The sequence below is a fragment of the Streptomyces sp. NPDC048392 genome (assembly GCF_043200575.1).
Taxonomy (GTDB): domain Bacteria; phylum Actinomycetota; class Actinomycetes; order Streptomycetales; family Streptomycetaceae; genus Streptomyces.
The window spans coordinates 52,974-72,784 of sequence record NZ_JBICYB010000015.1; the positions used below are offsets into that span (position 1 = coordinate 52,974).

Genomic DNA, 19,811 nt, shown 5'->3' on the forward strand with positions numbered 1-19,811 from the left:
TCATCCGAACCGCGCGGCCAGCCGCCGGTACAGACCCGGCGCCGCCCCCCGCACCCGGCACGGAAGACGGAGCCAGGAGGGCACGTACACCTCGTCCCGGCCCCGGAGCACCGCGGTCCGCACCACGTCGGCCACCCGCTCGGGAGGCACCGGACGCGGCCTGGACCGCTGGTAGGGAGCGCCGCGGCGCTCGAAGAACGGCGTGTCGACGACGCCCGGCACCACATGAGTGACCCCCACGCCGGTGCCCCGCAACTCGTAGCGCAGGGAGTCCGCGAAGGCGCCGACCGCGGCCTTGGCGGCGGAGTACACGGCCTCGTCGCGCACCGCGACACAGCCCGCCAGCGATCCGATGAGCACCACCCGCCCCGAACCCGCCGCCACCATCCCCGGCAGCAGCAGTCGCACCAGCCGCAGCGTGGCCAGCACGTTGATGTCGAACACCTCGTCAATGGTGTGCGGGGGCATGTCCCGGAACTCCCCGGCCCAGCCCACGCCTGCTCCCGCCACCAGCAGGTCCACCGGGCCGGCCGTGGCCAGCGTGAAGTCGGCGAGCTGCCGGTCGGCGCCGGGCAGGGTGAGATCCGCGGCGAACGCGGTGGCCGACGTGTCGTCGGCGACCTGGCGCAGCCGCATCGGGTCACGTCCGGTGAGCACCAGCCGCCAGCCGTCCTCGTCGCCCAGACGGCGGGCCACGGCCGCGCCGATCCCGGAGGACGCCCCCGTCACGAGCGCCGTGCGGGTCCGCGTCTCCCGGCCCCCGACGGACTGCCGCCGAGGCCGTGCGCGGTCCGCGTCGGGGGCGACGGCCTGCGGCCCGGGGACGGACCGGGGACGGGAAGACGCATGGACCATGGGGACCACCTTGGCTCGGGGCGGCACCGGGAAGCGACCGGGCGGTCGGGCTCCGGCGTCCGGCCGGACGGGCGGTCACGGAGTATCCCTCGGGGGCGCACCCGAAACGCCCGCTTGTGCAGTGGTTTGGATTCCGGCGGTCGGGCAACTTGGTCCGCCGTGCGTCCTCGCAGCCCATCAGCGCCCCGCCGCCGCGCCGCCCCGCGCGGTCCGCGGGACGGCAGACGTCTGCTGGTGATCAGCGCGAGCATGGGCGCCGGTCACGACACCGTCGCCGCCGAACTGGTCCGCCGGGCCCGGGAACGCGGCGACGACGCCCTGGTCGTCGACGTCCTCACCCTGCTTCCGTACGGCCTGGGCGGCGCTCTGAGGTCCTTCTACCGCGGGTCGGTACGCCACTTCCCCTGGGCGTACGCCGCCCTGTACCGGCTCTTTCTGCGCCCCGGCACCGGACGCCGTCCCAGCGGGACACCGTTGGCCAGGCTCGCCGGCCGAAGGCTGCGCGAGCTGGCCGAGCGCACGGGCGCGGACGTCGTCGTCCCCGTCTTCCATCTGGGCGCACAGCTGACCGGTCACCTCCGGGGCCGGGGGCTGCTGCCCGTGCCCAGCGCCGTCCTCGTGATCGACTTCGAGATCCACCGCCAGTGGCTCCACCCCGGCAACGACCACTGCCTGTGTCTCACCGAGGACGCGGCCCGCGAGGTGCGGGAGGGCACGGGCGCGCGCGCGGGAACGTGCGCCCCTGTCGTGGCCCCCGAGTTCTTCGCCGACACCCCCGAGGCGACCGAGTGGCGGGAACTGTTCGGCAGGCTCGGCCCCGGGCGGCCCCCCGTGGTGCTGTCGGCCGGGGCCTGGGGAGTCGGCTCGCACCTGGACGCGACCGTCCGGTTCCTGACGGACCACGGCTACCTGCCGGTCGTGCTCTGCGGTGACAACCGGCGGCTGCGTCGCACACTGTCCGCCGCACCGGGCGCCCTCGCCCTGGGCTGGGTGACGGACATGCCCGGCCTGCTGCACGCCGCCCAGGCCCTGATCGACAACGCCGCCGGCCAGACCGCGGTACAGGCGCTCGCCGCCGGACTGCCGGTCGTGGCCCACCGCCCGCTACCCGGCCACGGCGCGGACGGCGTCCGGCGGATGGCCGCGCTGGGCGTGTCCGAGGTCGCCGAGGACGAGACCGCCCTGCTGGGCGCGTTGCGGCGGCTCACCGCCCCGGGCCCGGACCGGCGGCGGCGGATCGCCGCCGGACGCGCGCTGTTCACCCGGCACGCGGATCCCCTGACCCGGGTGACCGAGCTCGCCGACGCCGCGCGCGCACGACGGTGAGACCGTGCGCCCGTTTCCCTGCCCCGACCCGGGGCACCCGTCCCGGAGCGCGAAGCGGCACAAGGAGGCGACGTCGTGCGGCTCGACGAGTTCCTGACCCGGGTCCGCGACCGCGGGGAGTTCCACAGCGACGACGAGGCCCGACAGGTCACGACGGCCGTCCTGTGGGTGGTCGCGTCCCGCATACCGTCCGAGGAGGCCGCCGGTCTGGCCTCCGGCCTGCCCGCACCCCTGGACGACGCGCTGCGCCTGGAACGCGGGCGCCCCGAGTACTTCGGACGCGAGGAGTTCCTCCGGCGCGTGGCCCAGCAGACCGGCGCCCGGCCGCGCACCGCGGAATGGGATGCGGGAGCCGTGCTCTCCACCCTCGCCGAAGCGGTACCCCGCGAACGCGTCGACCGTCTGCTGACTCGGCTGCCCGCGGACTGCGCCGACCTCTTCGGGGGCCCGGCACCCCACTGAGACCGGTCCACCGAGGACGGCCCACCGAGCCCGAGGAGTTACCCATGACGGACGTCGAGCAGCGCTACGCCGACGGGGAGGAGACACCTCTCGGCGGCTACGCGGCGCTCGCGACGATCTTCGCGGCGAGTGCGGGGGTGTTCGCGGTGACGGCGTGGCGCCGCGGGGTCCGGCTGCCGGACACCGTTCCCGCGTGGGACGTGGCCCTGCTGGGAACGGCGACGTTCAAGGCCTCCCGGCTGCTGACCAAGGACAGGGTCACCAGCTTCCTGCGGGCGCCGTTCACCCGCCGTGAGCGGGAGGGCAACGCCAACGAGGTGATGGACGCCGGGCGCGGCACCGGGCTGCGCCGCGCCGTCGGGGACCTGATCTCCTGCCCGTTCTGCACCTCCGCCTGGGTGGCCGGCGGACTCGCCGGCACCTACGCCGTCGCGCCCCGGGCGGGGCGGATGCTGTGCGCGGGCCTCAGCGCGGTCGTGGTGTCCGACTGGCTGCAGTACGCGTGGAGCCTGACGGCGCAGAAGGCCGAGGAATGAGCGGGCCGTGACGCGGGGACCGGCCGGGACGCGGGGGGCGGGCCCGGACACGGGGACCGCGGGCACGGGGGAGCGGCTGACCCGGCGGTGAACGGCCGCGAGCCGGTCAGTCCCGCTCGGCGTGCTCCGCCCGATCGGCGTGCAGCTTCTTCACCCGGGCCGCCTCCTTGCGCACGTCGGCCTGGACGGCCTGCTCCCGCTCCAGCCATTCCGGGCGCTCCTGCTTCAGTGCCTCGATCCGCTCCGTGGTGAGCGGCTCCGTGACCCCGCCCCGGTGCAGGCCCGCGATGGAGACGCCCAGCTTCGCCGCCACCACCGGCCGCGGGTGCGGACCGTCGCGCCGCAGGTCGCTGAGCCACGACGGCGGGTCGGCCTGAAGCGCGTTCAGCTCGGCGCGTGTGACGACGCCCTCCTGGAACTCGGCGGGTGTGGCCTCGAGGTACACACCCAGCTTCTTCGCCGCGGTCGCGGGCTTCATGGTCTGGGTGTTCTGGTGCGACGTCATGCCGTCAAGGGTATCGATCGTGTGAGCGGCTCCCGACCACGCCCGGTAACCTGGCCGGGTGACAGGCTCGGAAGCTCCCCCCTCGTTCCGGCTCGCGTACGTCCCGGGGGTGACGCCCGACAAGTGGGCGCGCATCTGGAACGAGCGGCTGCCGGACGTCCCCCTCGCCCTGACCCAGGTCCCCGCCGCCGGGGCGGGCGACGTGCTGCTGGGCGGCGACGCCGACGCCGGACTGGTGCGTCTGCCCGTCGACCGGACCGTGCTCAGCGCCATCCCCCTCTACACCGAGACCACGGTCGTGGTGATCCCCGGGGACCACCTCGTCACCGCGGCCGACGAGGTGACCGTCGAGGACCTCGCCGACGAGATCGTGCTGCACCCTCTCGACGACGTCCTCGGCTGGGACCGGTTGCCGGGCAGGCCCGCCCTCGAGCGTCCGGCCACCACCGCGGACGCCGTCGAGCTGGTGGCGGCCGGGATCGGCGTGCTGCTCGTACCCCTGTCGCTGGCCCGGCTGCACCACCGCAGGGACCTCACGTACCGCACGGTCACGGACGCCCCCGGGTCGGGTGTGGCCCTGTCCTGGCCGCAGGACGCGCACACGGACCGCGTCGAGGACCTCATCGGCATCGTCCGGGGCCGGACCGTCAACAGCACCCGGGGCCGGCAGCCCGAAGCGGCGCGCTCGAAGGGCGGACGCCCCGAAGCCGCCACCGCCCGGCGCGAACCGGCGGCCGGGAAGCAGACGGGAGGCGCCCGGCGCGGCGCCGGTGGCAGCCAGCGGGGGGCAAGCGGCGGCAGGGGCAAGGGCGGTGGCCGCGGCGGCAGGCCGCGCCGGCGCTGACCCGCGGGCACCCGGCGCGTCAGCGGACCGTCGGACTCGGCGTCGGCACCGAGGTGTTGACGTCAAGTCCGGGCGGCGCGGTGAGGGAGAGCACCGGCTCGCCCGCCTGCGGAGCCGGCGGCGTGAGCTGGGCCTTGGGCAGGTTCGGCGGGGCGGTCTGCTGGAAGTTGACCTGGTCGAAGTTGACCAGCCCGGTCTTCTCCAGCACGGTGATGTGGTCGAGGACGGTGTCGTTGGCCTGGTCGGCGAGCTGCCGCACCAGGGAGTTCTTGGTGTTGGCCCGGATTTTGGCGATGGCCGGGAAGATCTGGCCGTGCGTGATCCGCATGATGTTGACCGCGGTGGTGTCGAACTGCCTGCCCGTGGTCCCGTTCACCGTCGACACGAACTGCTGCTGCTGCGGTGACGCCAGGTTGGGCAGAGTGATGCCCAGCTCCGGCGCGATCCTCCGGCAGGTGGCGTCCAGCCCGGAGTGGCCGACGACCAGGTGCTCACCGGCCTCCCTCATCTCCGGTGTCGTCCCCCGCTCCATGGCCATCAGCCCCAGCGGGTGTTCCCACAGCCCCGCCGCACGCACCTTCACCACGAAGTCCCGGTCCTGCTCGGTGAGCGGTCCGTACCGCGTGTTCGTGATGATCCGGGCCTGGTCACTGCCCGCGTTGCGGACCCCGAGCATGGTCGGGTAGGCGAGTGCGGTGAGGGTGAGGACCAGGGCACCGGCCACGAAGGCGGTCCCTGCCGTGGTGCGCGTGATGCGCATCGTGCCTCCTGGGGTGCGGACAGGCTCGGACACCAGGGGGTACGGATGCGAGCGCCGGTCTGATCACCTCCCAGGGCAAAAAAGTCGCTGGGGCCAGTCCGGAGCCGAGCACCTGGTTGTATCGGGCCCGCTCGGAGCAGTCCATGCACGCCGGGCCCTGGTCGTGGAAGAACAGCGTCCGGCTCAGCTCGAGCATGTTGTACGCGCAGCAGCTCTCGGCCGCCGAGATTGGCTCATGGGTCCAGGACGCCAAGGGCTCGGGCGGCCGGGACTCGGGAGCCGAGCTCCGCGCGTCCGATCGACTCCACCAGGGGCAGCAGCCGGTGCGGGACGCGCTCCCGCAACGCCACCTCGCTGCGGGTGCGGACCACGCCGGGCAGGCTGATCAGCTTCTGCACCACGTCCTCCAGGTGCGCGTTGTCCCGTGCCACGACCCGGGTCAGCAGGTCCCCGCCGCCCGTGATGGAGAACGCCTCGACGATCTCCGGCACGGCCGCCAGCGCCTCGCCCACCTCGTCCAGATGGCCCTGGGTGACCTCGATGTGCACGAACGCGAGCACCGGGTGGCCCAGCGCGGCGGCGGAGAGGGAGGGGGAGGTGCCGGTGATCACGCCGTCGCGCTCCAGGCGGTCCAGCCGGGCCTGGAGCGTGCCGCGGGCGATCCCGAGGAGCCGGGCGTACTCGCGCACGCTGGTGCGCGGCTGCTCCAGCAGCAGCCGCAGGATCCGGGTGTCGAGCTCGTCGACGGCCATTCCCGGCTCCGGCCCCCTCTCGTCGGCCATTGGTACTTCGGTGGCCGTGTGAAGGCCGTCATCAGTGTACCAATGGCCCACTTGGTGAGCTGCCTGTTGAGCCACTGGCGGTGGAGATGCTCCTATGGATACGTCGATGGCGCTGCGGACCCCGCGGCGCCTTTTGCGTGCGGTGACTTCCGGGCCGGTGGGCGTGAGCGAGCGAGGGGGCGGTATTCAGTGCTGAAATGGGTGTTCGTGAGTCCGGACCCGGGACGGTCCCGGCTGCGATTCGCCGCGCGGGCCGTCCTCGGCATCGGGCTGGCCGTCGTGGTGTGCGGCCTGGCCGGTACCTCTCTGGTGGGTGCCGTCATCGGCGGGCTCGCCGCCCTGCTCGCGCTGTTCACCGTCACCGACGCCACCGTGCGCGGCCAGGCCGTCACCACCGCGCTGCTGCCGGTCGCCGGGCTGCCCGTGCTCACCGCCGCGGCCGCGCTGCACGACCATCCCGTGGCCCGGGACCTCACCTTCCTCGCCGTCGTCGGCGCCGGCGTGTACGCGCGGCGCTGGGGTCCGCGCGGGCACAGCCTCGGCGTGTTCGCCTTCATGACCTTCTTCATCGCCCAGTTCCTGCACGCGACCACGGACCGGCTGCCCGAGATGTTCGCCGCCGTCCTGCTGTCCGTGGCCGCCGCCGCGGCGGTGCGTTTCGGCCTGTGGTGCTACGAGCGCCGCCGCCCCGCGCCCACCGCCCCCGCACCGCTCGCGGGCACCGGGCTCGCCCGCGTCACCACCCGGCAGGCCGTACAGGCCACCGCGGGTGCAGGCTTCGCCCTGATCGTGGGCCAGCTGGTGTCCGGCGAGCGCTGGTACTGGGCCGTCGGCGCCGCCTGGTGGGTGTTCGTCAACACCACCTCGCGCGGCGAGACGCTGGTGCGCGGCTTCCGCAGGGTCCTCGGCACGGTCGTCGGCATCGGCCTGGGCTTCCTGATCGCCGTGCCGCTGGCCGGTGCCCCGGTGCCCACCGCCGTACTCGCCGCCGTCTGCGTCTTCGGCGTCTTCTACACCGCCGCGGTCTCCTACACCTGGATGATGCTCTGCGTGACCCTGCTCGCCGAACTGCTCTACGGCCTCCTGGGCGTCCTCAGCCCGGGCCTGCTCGCCCTGCGTCTCGCCGAGACCGGCGTCGGGGCGCTCGGCGCGGCGCTCGCCGTGCTCCTCCTCCTGCCCGTCACCACGCACGCCGTCACCGACGCCTGGATCCAGCGCGCCCTGCGCTGCGTGCACGTCTGCACCGCCGAGGCCGCCGCCCGCCTCGCCGGAGCCGAGGGCGCCGACCCGGCGCCGCGCGTCGCCGAACTGGAGCAACTGCTCGCCAGGGTGAGGCTGTCGGTCGCCCCGCTCGTGCACCCGCTGAGCCCGATGCACGGCCGCAGGCGGCGGGCCCGGCGAGTGCTGGACCTGCTCGACGACTGCGCCCGGGAGATCCGCGGCCTGGTCGCAGTCGCCGCCGATCCCGAGGCCTCGCACGACGCCCGGCTGGCCGCCGCCTGCTGGCGTGTCGAGACCGCGGTCGAGGCCCTCACCGGCGGCGGCGCCGTCCCCGCCCACGACGTGGGTGGACCGCGCGCCTCCGAACCCGCGTTGGCACACCTCCACGGCCTGGAACACGCCCTCGCCGAACTCGCCGCCCCGCTGCGCACCCCGTCCGGTTCCCGACTGGCCGACGCCTGAACCCCCGTACCCGACACCCATTTGTCTAGACCGCAGATGATCGACTGCTACCGTCGCTCCGGGGCGGACGATCAGGTCGGCACTCGACGTGACGCAGGATGAAGCGGGCAGGACGAAGCGGGACGAGAGGGGCAGCGGTGACGGACGGCGGCAGGCGGCAGCGGCGGGCATACATCGGGTCGTTCACGGCGGCCGGCGGCCCCGGGATCCTGACGGCGGCCGTCGCCCCCGACAGCGGCGCCCTCACGGTCGTCAGCGGCACGGAAGGGCTGGCCGACCCCTCCTACCTGGCGCTGGCGCCCGACGGGGACACGCTCTACGCCGTCAGCGAGACCGCCGAGGGCGCGGTGGCCGCCTACCGCGTGAGCGGGGACAGGCCCGAGCCCACCGGGCGGCCGGTGCCCGTCGGGGGCGACGGGCCGACCCACCTCAGCGTGTACGCCGGGCACGTGCTGACCGCCAACTACGGCTCAGGCAGCGTCTCCGCCGTGCCGGTCCGCGCAGACGGCACCCTCGCCCGGTCCGCGTCCGGCGTCCTGCGGCACACCGGCTCCGGCCCGCACGCCCAGCGGCAGCAGGGACCGCACGCCCACCAGGTGCGGCCCGACCCGAGCGGGCGGTGGGCCGTCAGCGTGGACCTCGGCTCCGACTCGGTGCGGGTCTGCACCCTGGCGGACGGTGCCCCCGCCGTGCACCGGGAGGTCGCGCTGCGTCCGGGATCGGGCCCGCGGCACCTGGCCTTCCACCCGGGCGGCTCCCACGCCTACGTCGTCAACGAACTGGCGCCCACCGTCACCGCCTGCCACTGGGACCCCGCCGACGGCGTACTCAAGCCCCTCACCGAGGTACCGGTGCTGCCGGGGGCTCCGGCGGGCGACGCCTACCCGTCCGGCATCGCCGTCTCGCCCGACGGCCGCTTCGTGTGGACGGCGACCCGCGGCGAGGACGTCCTGTCCGTGTTCGCCGTGGAACCGGACGGGCTCCGGCTGTCCGCCACGGTGCCCTGCGGCGGGCACTGGCCCCGCGAGATCACCGTGTCGGAGGGCGGCTTCCTGTACACGGCCAACGAGCGCTCCGGAGACGTGACCTGGTTCGCCCTCGACCCGGCCACGGGCATCCCCCGCCGCACCGGCTCCATCGCGGTACCAGCGGCGTCCTGCGTGATCCTCGGCTGATCCGGTGGCCGCAGCCGCAGCCGCAGCCGCAGCCGCAGCCGCAGCCGCAGCCGCGGGCAGCGCACAGCGCCCGAGCTGCGGGCAGTCGCACGCACCCCCAGCAGGGGGCAGTCGTGCCCCCGGTGCCTGAACGGGCTGGGCGGCCCCAGGACGCGCGGGCCGGCGAGGGGAGTCCGGCCTCCCCACTCCAGCGCAGCCGAGAGCGGGGGAGGTGCCGCGTGGCGCCGGCAGCGCGTCCTGCCGCCGGCCCGCACCGGCGCAGGATGCGATGTCGGCCGGCGGCAACTGCCTCCCGCACTGGTGAGAGGGGCCCGCTCCTCCCCGGCGCGGGCCCCCTCTCACGCCCGCACGGGCGCCGTCGGGCTCACCGCACCGGCGTCCCCTGCGGCTGCTGCGGCGAGATGCCGAGCGCCGTCGTGTACTTGGCCAGCGCCAGCTTGCCGATCGCCGGATACGGGCCGAGCGGCTCGGCCGTGGAGCAGCCCGCCTCCTTGGCCGCCTCCTCCAGTACGGACGCATCGATCTCCGGGCCGATCAGATACGGCGCGAGCGCCAGCTGCTGGGAGCCCGAGGACCGCAGCTGCTCGGCCACGGACGCGATCGAACCCTCCTCGTCCAGCGCCGCCGCGATCACCGGCACGGCGAGGCGCGCGGCGAGCAGCATGCCGGTGATACCGGCCGCCTGGACGGCCTCGTCGCCGCCCACGGAGGCCAGGATGATGCCGTCCGCGGCGGTGGCCACGGTGAACAGCCGGGCGCGGTCGGCGCGGGCCAGCCCGGACTCGGAGAGCCGCACGTGCAGCGCCTCGGCCAGCAGCGGGTGCGGTCCGAGCACGTCGGTCAGCTCGGCCGCGATCCTGCTGTCCATGACGGCCTGCCGGATCCGGCGCAGCAGTGCGTTGTCCGGCCCGGCGAGCAGCGGCACGACGACCGCGACGGGGCCCTCGGGCTCCTTCACGTCCAGGCCGGCGGTGCGCGCCTGTTCGAAGCGGGCGGTGCGCTCCTCGGCGGCCCGCACGAGCACGGTGGGCAGGGAGGGGAACTCGGCGTCGTCGTCTCCGTCGAGATGGCCGATTCGGGCGTCGAGCCCGGGCAGCTCGGACCGGGCGATGCTGATGACCTCGTCGGCGAGGCTTCGGGTGGCGCTACTGGGCGTCCCCGGCACCGCGAGGACGAGCGCCGGCGCGCCCTCGGGAGCCACCAGGGGTTCGGGACGGCGGTGCCGTCCGGGCTGGCGGGGGCGCGGCATTCGTACTGGCAGGCCGGACGCGGGCCCAGTGGGGGAGCTCATGGCGCCGCATGTTACTGGTTTCCGGTGTTTCCCTGTTCGGGGAGGGTGCAGGTGAGCGGTATCCGTCCGGTTTTGTCTGATGAGTGATGTACGGATCGGCCGACATCGGCATGATTCACCTCCCCGGCGGACCGATTCCCAGCCGCCCGGCACGGTCGTCACCCACAGCGTCCCGCCGTCACTCGGAAGAGCAGGAAACGGGCCGCCAGGCCGGTCGCGATCCGGACGAGGCCGTGCAGCGGATCCCCCTCGATCGCCGTCCACCGGGCCGCGGCAGCCGCTTCGCCACCTCCTCTGCCAGCGGCACGAGGAGCGGGCCGCCCATCCGCGGCAGCCCGCCGGTGACCGCGACACGCGGCGCGCCGCCGACCGGGCAGACCGCGGCGGCCGAGTCGGCATGGGCCGGGCGGCGGCCCACCCCGCGCACCGGTGCGGACGGGGTCCCCGGCAGACGCCGGACGAGCGTGCCGTGCCCGTCGTCACCGACGGTGCCGACGACGACGCGCAGGCCCGAGCCGCCTGAGTCCACGGCCAGGAAGCCGGTGCTCACGGCAGGCGCCAGTCGACCGGCTGACCTCCCAGTCGCATCAGCAGGTCGTTGGCCCGGCTGAACGGACGGGAGCCGAAGAAGCCCCGGTCGGCCGACATGGGGGACGGGTGCGCGGACTCCACGGCCGGCAGGTCGCCGAGCAACGGCCGCAGATTCCGGGCGTCCCGGCCCCAGAGGATGGACACCATCGGCTTGCCGCGCGCCGCCAGCGCGCGTATCGCCTGCTCGGTGACCTCCTCCCAGCCCTCGCCCCGGTGGGCGGCGGGCTTGCGCGGGGCCGTGGTGAGCGCCCTGTTGAGCAGCAGCACGCCCTGCCGGGTCCACGGGGTCAGGTCCCCGCTGGAGGGCTGCGGGAGACCGAGGTCGGTGTTCAGCTCCCGGAAGATGTTGACGAGGCTGCCGGGCAGCGGGCGTACCTCGGGCGCGACGGAGAACGACAGCCCCACCGCGTGCCCCGGGGTCGGATACGGGTCCTGCCCGACGATCAGGACCCGGACGTCGTCGAAGGGCTGCTGAAAGGCCCGGAGCACGTTCGCTCCGGCCGGGAGATAGGTGCGCCCGGCGGCGATCTCCGCGCGCAGGAACTCACCCATCGAGGTGATCCGCCCGGCGACGGGTTCCAGGGCCTTCGCCCAGCCCGCTTCGACGATTTCATTCAGGGGTCGTGGTGCCACGGGCGTCACCCTACTGCCGTACGGGTGACGCCGATCAACCGGTGGCCGACGCCGGTCCCCCAGGTCCGGTTCACGCGACGACCGCGGCCCGCACGCACAGCACGTCCGGCAGGTGGGAGGCCAACTGCCGCCAGCTGTCACCGTCGTCGGCCGACGCGAACACCTCGCCGTTGCGGTTGCCGAAGTACACGCCCGCCTGTTCCGCGTCGTCCGTGGACAGCGCGTCGCGCAGCACCGTGCCGTAGTGGTCCTCCTGGGGCAGGCCCGCCGAGAGCGGCTCCCAGCTCTTGCCCGCGTCCGCGGTGCGGAAGACCCGGCACCGGTGGTCCGCCGGCACGCGGTCGGCGTCGGCGTTGATCGGGAAGACGTACGCCGTGTCGGCGCGGTGGGGGTGGGCGGCCACCGCGAAACCGAAGGTGGAGGGCAGGCCTTCGCCGATGTCCGTCCAGTGCGCGCCGGCGTCGTCGCTGCGGTACACCCCCCAGTGGTTCTGGAGATACAGGCGGTCCGGGGTGGCCGCGTCCCGCGCCACCTTGTGCACGCACTGGCCGAACTCCGGATTCGGGTCCGGCAGGAAGACGGCGGAGACACCCGAGTTGGAGGGCGCCCAGCTCGTGCCGCCGTCGACGGTCCGGAACACACCGGCGGTCGAGACGGCGACCGTCACCGACTTCGGGTCACGCCGGTCGGTGAGGACGGTGTGCAGCCCCTCACCGCCACCGCCCGGCACCCACTGCGACCGCGTGGGGTGCTCCCACAGCGGGCGGACCAGCTCGAAGCTCTCACCGCGGTCCTCCGATCGGTACAGCGCGGCCGGTTCGGTGCCCGCGTACACCACGTCCGGCTCGGCGGCGGCCGGATGCAGCTGCCAGACCCGCTCCAGTGAGGCGCCGGTCTCCTTGGGGAACTTGACCGCGGGCGACGCCGGTTCGGTCCAGGTCCGGCCCAGGTCGTCGGAGTGGAACACCGACGGGCCCCAGTGCGCGCTGTCGCCGCCGGCCAGCAGTCGCGGGGTGTCGCCGCGCGTGTCGAGGGCGACCGAGTACACCGCCTGTGCGTTGAAGCAGGGACTCTCGTCGAACTCCCAGGCGCCACCCCGCCGGCGCCCGATGAACAGGCCTTTACGGGTGCCCACGGCGAGCAGTACTTCGGTCATGCCGATCACCTCCGCGGCGTCCTCGTCGACGCCTTTGTCTCGGACACGGGCCAGTCTGCACCCAGGCACTGACAGTCACCTCGGGAATCAAAGTCGCCGCAGGTCAGAGCGGTGACGTCGAGGCTCGCGGAGAATTCGCGGCGCGGGCCGTTCAGGCCTGACGCGGCAGTGCCCGCGCCAGGATGCCGTCGAGGTCGGCCGTGCCCGGCAGGGTGCCGAAGGCGTGCCCCCAGTCGCCGCCGAGCCGGGTCGCGCAGAAGGCGTCGGCGACGGCGGGCGGGGCGTGCCGGACCAGGAGGGAGGCCTGGAGGGTGAGCGCCATCAGCTCCACCAGCCGGCGCGCCCCGGTCTCGCAGGCCTCGCCGAGCCCCGCCTCCAGCCGGGCCACCGCGGCGTCCAGGCGGGCGTCCGCCCCTCGCGCGAGGGCGAGTTCCTCGGAGAGGGCCTGCGCGGCGGCGGGGGAGCGGCCGAGTGCCCGCAGTACGTCGAGGGCGTTGACGTTGCCCGAGCCCTCCCAGATCGACAGCAGCGGCGCCTCGCGGTAGTGGCGCGGCATGCCCGACTCCTCCACGTAGCCGTTGCCGCCCAGGCACTCCAGGGCCTCCGCGGTGAACGCCGGTCCCCGCTTGGTCACCCAGTACTTGCCGACGGCGGTGGCGATCCGCCGGAACGCCGCCTCCCCGGCGTCCCCGCGCACGGCACGGTCGGCCGCGCCGGCGAGCCGCAGGGTGAGTGCGGTGGCGGCCTCGGACTCCAGCGCGAGGTCGGCCAGGACGTTGCGCATCAACGGCTGGTCGACCAGCGGGGCGCCGAAGGCGCTGCGGTGGCGTACGTGATGACCGGCCTCGACGAGGGTCTTGCGCATCAGCGTCGCCGAGGCCGTCACGCAGTCCAGCCGGGTGCAGTTGACCATCTCGATGATCGTTTTGACGCCCTGTCCCTCGGGCCCCACCAGCCAGGCCACCGTCCCGTCGAACTCGGGCTCGGAGGAGGCGTTGGACCGGTTGCCGAGTTTGTCCTTCAGGCGCTGGATGCGGAAGGTGTTGCGGCTGCCGTCGGGCAGCACGCGCGGCACCAGAAAGCACGACAGGCCTCCCTCCGCCCTGACGGGAGCCGCCTGGGCCAGCACCAGGAACAGGTCGCACATCGGCGCCGACGTGAACCACTTGTGCCCGCGCAGCGTGTAGACACCGGGTTCGGCGGTCGGGGTGGCCGCCGTGGTGTTCGTACGGACGTCCGAGCCGCCCTGTTTCTCGGTCATCCCCATGCCCGCCAGGAGGCCGCGCTTCTCCGTGGGCGTCCGCAGCCCCGGTTCGTACTCCCGGGAGGTGAGCAGCGGCTCGTAGACCTTCGCCAGTTCGGGCTGGGCACGCAGCGCCGGGACGGCCGCGTACGTCATCGACGTCGGGCACCCGTGGCCCGCCTCCGTGTGTCCCCAGACCAGTCCGCCGGCGGTCCGCGCGACGTGGGCGCCCGGCCGTTCGTCGGCCCACGGTGCCCCGGCCAGGCCCTCGCCGACCGCCACCCGCATCAGGTGGTGCCAGCTCGCGTGGTACTCGACCTCGTCGACCCGGTTCCCGTACCGGTCGTGTGTGCGGAGCACGGGCTCGTGGCGGTTCGCGAGATCGCCCCAGTCCTGCGCCTCGGCGCTCCCCGCCCGGCGGCCCAGCCGCCGCAGGCCGTCCTCGGCCCACCCGGCGCCCTCCCGCCGCACGCCCTCCAGCAGAGCCGTGTCGTCGGAGGCGTCGTAGGGGGCCGGGGGAGGTGGCTGATTGGTGACGTCGTGCGTGGCGTACCCGTCCGGACGGCCCCGCGGCCTCTTGGACGGCCAGGGCTGCCCGGACGGCTCGTACGGCTCCTGCGCGAGGGTCGTCATGACTCGAGTGTTGCATCCCCCCTACGGCCGCAGCAATAGTGCAACACGGCGGGCGCACGTACAGTACGTGCTCATGTGGACGAACGACACGTGCCCGCGCGGATGAACGGTCCCCAGGCCCGCGGCGGGCCCACGCTGCGTCCGCTGTCCGCGCGGTCGGTGGTCCTGAGTCTGCTGCTCGGTACGCATCCGCCCGAACTGCCGGCACGGGAGCTGGTGCGGCTCGTGGAGGGGTTCGACGTCGGCGCCTCCACCGCGCGCGCGGCGCTCAGCCGGATGACCGCCGCCGGGGACCTCCGGCGCACGGACGCCGGCTACCGGCTCAGCGAGCGGCTGCTGGAGCGTCAGCGGCGCCAGGACGAGGCCGTGCGTCCGCACACGCGCGTGTGGGGCGGCGAGTGGGAGACGCTCGTGATCACCGCGACGGGGCGCGGTCCCGCCGCACGCGCCGAGCTGCGCACCCGGCTGACCGCCCTGCGCCTGGCCGAACTCCGCGAGGGCGTCTGGCTGCGCCCCGCCAACCTGGGCCGCCCGCTGCCCGCCGGTCTCGACCGGGTGGCCGAGCGGCTCGTCTCGCGCCCCGGGTCCCCGGCCCGCGACCTGGCCGCGCGGCTGTGGTCGCTGGACGACTGGTCCGGCACGGCGCGGTCCCTGCTCGCCCACGTCGGCCGGACCCGGCGTCCGGCCGACCGCCTCACCGCCTTCGCGGCCGTCGTGCGTCACCTGCTGGCCGATCCGGTGCTGCCCGCGGAACTCCTTCCGCCCGACTGGCCCGGGACGGCCCTGCGGGACGCCTACACGCGGTACCAGCGGGAGCAGCGGGAGCGGTCAGGACAGGTCCGGGCGCGGAGCACCCGGACCTGACGCGTCACTAGGGCGCTCATGGAGGTCTGCTCCCTGGGTCGCGGCGGGACGGGACGACTCGTACGGTAACTGTCGTAATACGTCGAGTGTCAAACTACGGTATCCTTCGTACAATGGGGAAGCCCTCCTGTCCGGGTGGGGCCCCCGCACGAACTGGAGCCGCCGTGACCCCCGCCGCCACCGCCGCCGGCACCCGCGAGCTGCCGCACCCGACGCGTGGGGAGATCCGGCTCGAAGGAGTACTGCACGCGCTCTCCGACCCCGTCCGGCTGCGGATCGTGCGGGACCTCGCCGCCGACAGCGGTGAACTCTTCTCCTGCTCGTACTTCGACCTTCCGGTCACCAAGTCCACCACGACGTACCACTTCCGGGTGCTGCGCGAGAGCGGGGTGATCCGGCAGGCCTACCGGGGCACGGCCAAGATGAACGGTCTGCGCAGGGACGATCTGGACGCGCTCTTCCCCGGCCTGCTCGACGCCCTGCTGGCCGCCGCCGCCCGTCAGGCGGCAGCCGTCGATGGCGGCTGACCGACGGGCGACTCGCGGACGGGGTGTCCGGCCGTTGCCCGCTCCGCTGACAGGGTGCCGCGCTCGGTGAACGAAGCGTGTTCCATTCGTGTGGAATGTGATCATTCGGTTACGTTGCGTATGTGCTCGAAGCATCCTTCGTTGATCGTTCTCTTCAGCTTTCCGACCGCTGTCCGGGCGACGGTGAGATGTCCGTGCGGCACGCCTGGATGGTGAGTGAGGGCGACGCCGCGACCTCGTGGTTCGACGTCCGGCTGGCCTTCGCCGACGGTGCCCGGGTGGACGCGCTCGCCGTGCTGTCCGGTCAGGACGTGCGGGTCGAGGGCGTACGGGCCGATCCGCCCCTGTCCCTCGACGACCTGGCCGTGCTCGCCGAGTGGCTGGAGGACCCGCTTTTCGAGGCCTGTGTGCCGGGCCCCGCCCGTGCCGCGCCGGCCGCGTCGCGGCGGGCCCGTCCCGCGTGGCCGCGCGGGCGGGAGGGGCGCAGGCTCGTCGCCCACGAGTACCGGGCGGCCCGGGACGAGGGCGGCGACCCGGTCCTCGCGGTGATGCGCGCGACCGGGCACAGCCGGCGCAAGTCGCTCAGGCTGATCGGGCAGGCGCGCGACGAGGGATTCCTCACGCCGCGCCGCGCGCGCCGCTGAGGCACGCCTGAGAGCCCGTCACGTCGTTTACGCCGTCGCCCCGTCGCCCCGTCGCCCCGTCGCCCCGTCGCGCGGTTGCGTCGTCGGGGCCGTTACAGCATGTCGCGCATCCGTGAGATCTCACTCGTCTGCTGGGCGACCACGTCGTCGGCCATCTCCTCGATCCGCACGTTGTTGCCCCCGGCCTTCACGTCCGTGGCCATGGTGATCGCGCCTTCGTGGTGAGTGATCATCAGCGTCAGGAAGAGCTGGTCGAAGGCCTTGCCCTGCGCCGCGCGCAGCTTCCCCAGCTGGGCCTCGGTCGCCATTCCCGGCATCGCCGCGTGATCGTGTCCGCCGCCCGTGACCCTTTCGCCCTGGGTCTTCAGCCAGCCCTCCATCGCCTTGATCTCCGGTCCCTGTGCGGCCGAGATCCGTTCGGCGAGCTTCTTGACCTGGCCGGACTCGGCCTGTTCGGGCGCCAGTCCGGTCATCTCCAGTGCCTGGGCGTGGTGCTGGATCATCATCCGCGCATAGGAGACGTCCGCCGAGTTGGGGGAGTCGTCGTCGGCGCGCTGCTGCTCGGCGACCTCGGCGGACAGGGTCCGGTTGCCCTCGCCCGGCTTGCCCGGAGCGATCACCGAGGGGCCGGCGGCGGCCGCCGGTCCGGTGTCCGAACCCGAGTCGCAGGCGCCCAGTGCGAGCACCGTCAGTGCGGTCAGCGAGGCCGTGACGAGCGAAGTGCCGGACATCGCGGGGTGAAAGGACACAACGACCTCCTGTGGCTGGGGGTGCCCCTCCGGGGAGGGATGCGGAACCTTGTGGGTGCGATGACCGTCCTAGCACGCTTCCGCGTGTCACTGATCAGAAAACTTCCTTGCGTGTCTGTTGCCCCCTGTTGGTATGTGCATGGCGAAGACGATACTGCGGGTGCGTGAACCGTTCCGACGGGAACGGACGCTGGGAGGAAACAGTGACCCTGTTGAACGACCCGCGAACGCGGCGCAGACGCCTCGGAGCCGCGGCTGCCGCCGCCGGACTCCTGTCCGCGCTGCTCACCGCCGGCCCGGCCATGGCGACCCCCGACCCGGGGGACGGTCCGGCCACGTCGAAGGAGGTGTCCAGGAGTGCGCGCGCCGAAGTGCGTGACGCCATCGAGCACGGCGACATACCCGGTCAGGACGAGATGGTCCACTCGGACAACATCGAGCACCTGGCCAACATCCCCAAGGACGCGCTGTCCGGCTTCAACTCGGACCTGGCCTTCCAGGGCCGGTACGCCTTCGCCGGGAACTACGACGGCTTCCGCATCTTCGACATCAAGAACCCGAAGAAGCCGAAGACCGTCGCCCAGGTGCTGTGTCCCGGCTCGCAGAACGACATCTCCGTCTCCGGGGACCTGCTGTTCCTGTCGACCGACTCCTCACGCAGCGACAGCAGTTGCAACAGCACCACGCAGCCCGCGACCGAGAAGTCCTCCTGGGAGGGCATGAAGGTCTTCGACATCAGCGACAAGCGGAACCCGCAGTACGTCGCCGCCGTCGAGACCGCCTGCGGCTCGCACACCCACACGCTGGTGCCCGAGCGCAGGAACGTCTACATCTACGTCTCCTCGTACTCGCCGAACGCCGCGTACCCCGACTGCCGGCCGCCGCACGACGGGATCTCCGTCATCAAGGTGCCGCGCAAGGCGCCCGAGCGGGCGGCCCTCGTGGGCTTCCCCGTGCTGTTCCCCGGTGAGGGCCCCGACGGCGGCGGCAACCCGGGCGGGCCCACCAACCCGGGCGTCTCCAAGACCACCGGCTGCCACGACATCACCGTCCTGCCCTCCGAGGACCTGGCGGCGGGCGCCTGCATGGGCGACGGCATCCTGTTCTCCATCAAGGACCCCGAGCACCCGAGGGTCATCGACCGTGTCCAGGACAACGTGAACTTCGCGTTCTGGCACTCGGCGACCTTCAACCAGCGCGCGAACAAGGTGGTGTTCACCGACGAACTGGGCGGTGGCGGCGCCGCCACCTGCAACGCGGAGATCGGCCCGAACCGCGGCGCCGACGGCATCTACGACATCGTCGGCCGGGGCGACCACCGCAAGCTGGTCTTCCGCAGCTACTTCAAGATCCCGCGCCACCAGGCGGACACCGAGAACTGCGTGGCCCACAACGGCTCGCTGATCCCGGTCAGGGGCAAGGACATCATGGTCCAGGCCTGGTACCAGGGCGGCATCTCCGTCTGGGAGTTCACCAACTCCTCGCGTCCCAAGGAGATCGCCTACTTCGAGCGGGGTCCGCTGACCACCGACACGATGACCACCGGCGGTTCCTGGTCGGCGTACTACTACAACGGCTACATCTACTCGAACGACATCGCCAAGGGCTTCGACGTCCTCAAGCTCAGCGACCGGCGCACCGACCCGGCCAAGCGGGTCCACCTGCGTGAGCTCAACACGCAGACGCAGCCGGACTACTTCGACTGAGCGGTCCGGTCCGTCCGGTCCGTCCGGTCCGTCCGGTCCGTCCGGTCCGTCCGGTCCGTCCGGTCCGGGCGACCGGGCACGCCGGTCGCGAAGAACCGCGACAGGTCCGTCTCGCACGTCGTCCCGCCGGGCGCCTCGGCGTCCGGCGGGACACCCAGCTCCCAGTCCAGCCGATAGCGCGCGAACAACTCGGAGCGCAGTTCCGGTACCGGCATCGGCACCCCGGGCACGAGAGCCGCGAAGACGGCGCCCATCAGCTGCGCGCGCAGCATCGGGTAGTCGCGCTCGACGTCCCGCGAGCCGTGCCGTGCCACGGTGTCCCGGAGCAGCTCCGCCAGCCGCCGCTGCTCCGGGCACGGCACGAAGCCCACCTCGGCCTGGAGCAGGCCCGCCATGTGCTGCCGCATGAGCACCGGCCGGTCCCGGGCCAGCCCCAGGACCGCGTCGATGGCCCGCGCCATCCGCTCGGGCCCGTCGGCGGTGCACGGCTCGCGCTCCAGCGCCTCCTCCAGGGTGCGGTGCATCAGCCGGTGCACGGCGGACTGCACCAGCTGGCGCTTGCCGGGGAAGTAGTACGAGACGAGTCCGCGCGCAGAACCCGCCCGGTCGGCGATGGCCCCCAGCGTGGTGGCCTCGTACCCGTGCTCGCCCACCAGCTCCACGGCGGCCTGCAGGAGCCGCTCCTTCGAGCGCCGCCGCAATTCTTCATTGACCGAGGCGCTGCGCGGGGACATGCTGTACTCCTGCGTTGACTGGCTGGCAGCCAACTATACTCGGCGCAGGTGGACGGACCTCCAGGGGTCCGCCCGGCTACCGTCTGCCTCGGGCGACACGGGGGATCGTCCG

At 73.5% G+C, this 19,811-nt stretch carries 21 protein-coding genes and 1 pseudogene; 10 read left to right on the forward strand and 12 right to left on the reverse strand.

The annotated features are described in order from the left end of the window. Entirely contained in the window at window positions 1-855 is an 855-nt protein-coding gene (locus ACGFYH_RS21055) for an SDR family NAD(P)-dependent oxidoreductase (protein ID WP_393804666.1), read from the reverse strand. 249 nt (window positions 856-1,104) lie between these two features. On the opposite strand from ACGFYH_RS21055, the gene ACGFYH_RS21060 reads away from it, so the two are divergent. From ACGFYH_RS21060 to ACGFYH_RS21070, 3 genes are all read left to right on the forward strand, one after another. Continuing rightward, window positions 1,105-2,181, forward strand: a complete 1,077-nt coding sequence (locus ACGFYH_RS21060) for a galactosyldiacylglycerol synthase (protein ID WP_393804764.1) — start codon at window positions 1,105-1,107, stop codon at window positions 2,179-2,181. A gap of 75 nt (window positions 2,182-2,256) precedes the next feature. Continuing rightward, the gene (locus ACGFYH_RS21065; protein WP_393804667.1) at window positions 2,257-2,643 is read left to right on the forward strand and encodes a DUF2267 domain-containing protein; all 387 of its coding nucleotides are present in this window, start codon (window positions 2,257-2,259) and stop codon (window positions 2,641-2,643) included. Between the two features lie 44 nt (window positions 2,644-2,687). Beyond that, window positions 2,688-3,179 carry a DUF1360 domain-containing protein gene (locus tag ACGFYH_RS21070; RefSeq protein ID WP_393804668.1) on the forward strand — a complete coding sequence of 164 codons (492 nt, stop codon included), beginning with the start codon at window positions 2,688-2,690 and terminating at the stop codon, window positions 3,177-3,179. Between the two features lie 106 nt (window positions 3,180-3,285). On the opposite strand, the gene ACGFYH_RS21075 is transcribed toward ACGFYH_RS21070, so the two are convergent. Further along, on the reverse strand, window positions 3,286-3,684 hold the full coding sequence (locus ACGFYH_RS21075) for a DUF5997 family protein (RefSeq protein ID WP_393804669.1): 399 nt from the start codon (window positions 3,682-3,684) through the stop codon (window positions 3,286-3,288). Between the two features lie 58 nt (window positions 3,685-3,742). Here ACGFYH_RS21075 and ACGFYH_RS21080 point away from each other — a divergent pair, with 58 nt between their 5' ends. Beyond that, window positions 3,743-4,528: a LysR substrate-binding domain-containing protein gene (locus ACGFYH_RS21080; protein ID WP_393804670.1), complete on the forward strand. Its 786-nt coding sequence runs from the start codon at window positions 3,743-3,745 to the stop codon at window positions 4,526-4,528. Window positions 4,529-4,547: 19 nt separating this feature from the next. Here ACGFYH_RS21080 and ACGFYH_RS21085 read toward each other — a convergent pair whose 3' ends face one another. The 3 genes and pseudogenes from ACGFYH_RS21085 to ACGFYH_RS21095 all read right to left on the reverse strand — a co-directional run bounded on the left by ACGFYH_RS21085 (window position 4,548) and on the right by ACGFYH_RS21095 (window position 6,040). Then, window positions 4,548-5,288, reverse strand: a complete 741-nt coding sequence (locus ACGFYH_RS21085) for a DUF4142 domain-containing protein (protein ID WP_393804671.1) — start codon at window positions 5,286-5,288, stop codon at window positions 4,548-4,550. 100 nt (window positions 5,289-5,388) lie between these two features. Beyond that, window positions 5,389-5,514 (reverse strand): annotated as a pseudogene (locus ACGFYH_RS21090) (beta-L-arabinofuranosidase domain-containing protein); the annotation flags it as partial. A gap of 7 nt (window positions 5,515-5,521) precedes the next feature. Continuing rightward, a complete protein-coding gene (locus ACGFYH_RS21095; RefSeq protein WP_393804672.1) occupies window positions 5,522-6,040 on the reverse strand; it encodes an Lrp/AsnC family transcriptional regulator in 519 nt (172 codons plus the stop codon). Between the two features lie 219 nt (window positions 6,041-6,259). Between ACGFYH_RS21095 and ACGFYH_RS21100 the strand changes: the two genes are divergently transcribed. Beyond that, complete coding sequence (locus ACGFYH_RS21100) at window positions 6,260-7,753, forward strand: FUSC family protein (protein ID WP_393804673.1); 1,494 nt, start codon at window positions 6,260-6,262, stop codon at window positions 7,751-7,753. A gap of 137 nt (window positions 7,754-7,890) precedes the next feature. Then, a complete protein-coding gene (locus tag ACGFYH_RS21105; protein WP_393804674.1) occupies window positions 7,891-8,928 on the forward strand; it encodes a lactonase family protein in 1,038 nt (345 codons plus the stop codon). Between the two features lie 364 nt (window positions 8,929-9,292). Here ACGFYH_RS21105 and ACGFYH_RS21110 read toward each other — a convergent pair whose 3' ends face one another. From ACGFYH_RS21110 to ACGFYH_RS21130, 5 genes are all read right to left on the reverse strand, one after another. After that, window positions 9,293-10,219 carry a sirohydrochlorin chelatase gene (locus tag ACGFYH_RS21110; RefSeq protein WP_393804675.1) on the reverse strand — a complete coding sequence of 309 codons (927 nt, stop codon included), beginning with the start codon at window positions 10,217-10,219 and terminating at the stop codon, window positions 9,293-9,295. 178 nt (window positions 10,220-10,397) lie between these two features. Next, complete coding sequence (locus ACGFYH_RS21115; RefSeq protein WP_393804676.1) at window positions 10,398-10,769, reverse strand: hypothetical protein; 372 nt, start codon at window positions 10,767-10,769, stop codon at window positions 10,398-10,400. Further along, window positions 10,766-11,443 (reverse strand): uracil-DNA glycosylase, encoded by a 678-nt coding sequence (locus ACGFYH_RS21120; protein ID WP_393804677.1) that lies wholly within the window; start codon window positions 11,441-11,443, stop codon window positions 10,766-10,768. Before ACGFYH_RS21120 ends, ACGFYH_RS21115 begins: the two co-directional genes overlap by 4 nt. A gap of 70 nt (window positions 11,444-11,513) precedes the next feature. Continuing rightward, on the reverse strand, window positions 11,514-12,668 hold the full coding sequence (locus ACGFYH_RS21125; protein WP_393804678.1) for a WD40/YVTN/BNR-like repeat-containing protein: 1,155 nt from the start codon (window positions 12,666-12,668) through the stop codon (window positions 11,514-11,516). A gap of 82 nt (window positions 12,669-12,750) precedes the next feature. Next, window positions 12,751-14,475 carry a DNA alkylation response protein gene (locus ACGFYH_RS21130; RefSeq protein ID WP_393804679.1) on the reverse strand — a complete coding sequence of 575 codons (1,725 nt, stop codon included), beginning with the start codon at window positions 14,473-14,475 and terminating at the stop codon, window positions 12,751-12,753. Window positions 14,476-14,577: 102 nt separating this feature from the next. On the opposite strand from ACGFYH_RS21130, the gene ACGFYH_RS21135 reads away from it, so the two are divergent. From ACGFYH_RS21135 to ACGFYH_RS21145, 3 genes are all read left to right on the forward strand, one after another. Further along, entirely contained in the window at window positions 14,578-15,339 is a 762-nt protein-coding gene (locus tag ACGFYH_RS21135; RefSeq protein WP_393804765.1) for a PaaX family transcriptional regulator C-terminal domain-containing protein, read from the forward strand. Window positions 15,340-15,503: 164 nt separating this feature from the next. After that, window positions 15,504-15,866 carry an ArsR/SmtB family transcription factor gene (locus ACGFYH_RS21140; protein ID WP_393804680.1) on the forward strand — a complete coding sequence of 121 codons (363 nt, stop codon included), beginning with the start codon at window positions 15,504-15,506 and terminating at the stop codon, window positions 15,864-15,866. A gap of 188 nt (window positions 15,867-16,054) precedes the next feature. Beyond that, window positions 16,055-16,510 (forward strand): DUF6214 family protein, encoded by a 456-nt coding sequence (locus tag ACGFYH_RS21145; protein ID WP_393804681.1) that lies wholly within the window; start codon window positions 16,055-16,057, stop codon window positions 16,508-16,510. 92 nt (window positions 16,511-16,602) lie between these two features. Here the strand turns inward: ACGFYH_RS21145 and ACGFYH_RS21150 are convergent, their stop codons facing one another. Then, window positions 16,603-17,241 carry a DUF305 domain-containing protein gene (locus ACGFYH_RS21150; protein ID WP_393804682.1) on the reverse strand — a complete coding sequence of 213 codons (639 nt, stop codon included), beginning with the start codon at window positions 17,239-17,241 and terminating at the stop codon, window positions 16,603-16,605. Between the two features lie 221 nt (window positions 17,242-17,462). Between ACGFYH_RS21150 and ACGFYH_RS21155 the strand changes: the two genes are divergently transcribed. Continuing rightward, window positions 17,463-18,965: an LVIVD repeat-containing protein gene (locus ACGFYH_RS21155; RefSeq protein WP_393804683.1), complete on the forward strand. Its 1,503-nt coding sequence runs from the start codon at window positions 17,463-17,465 to the stop codon at window positions 18,963-18,965. Here the strand turns inward: ACGFYH_RS21155 and ACGFYH_RS21160 are convergent. Continuing rightward, window positions 18,953-19,699: a TetR/AcrR family transcriptional regulator gene (locus ACGFYH_RS21160; protein WP_393804684.1), complete on the reverse strand. Its 747-nt coding sequence runs from the start codon at window positions 19,697-19,699 to the stop codon at window positions 18,953-18,955. The genes ACGFYH_RS21155 and ACGFYH_RS21160 overlap by 13 nt on opposite strands. Window positions 19,700-19,811: the final 112 nt, after the last annotated feature.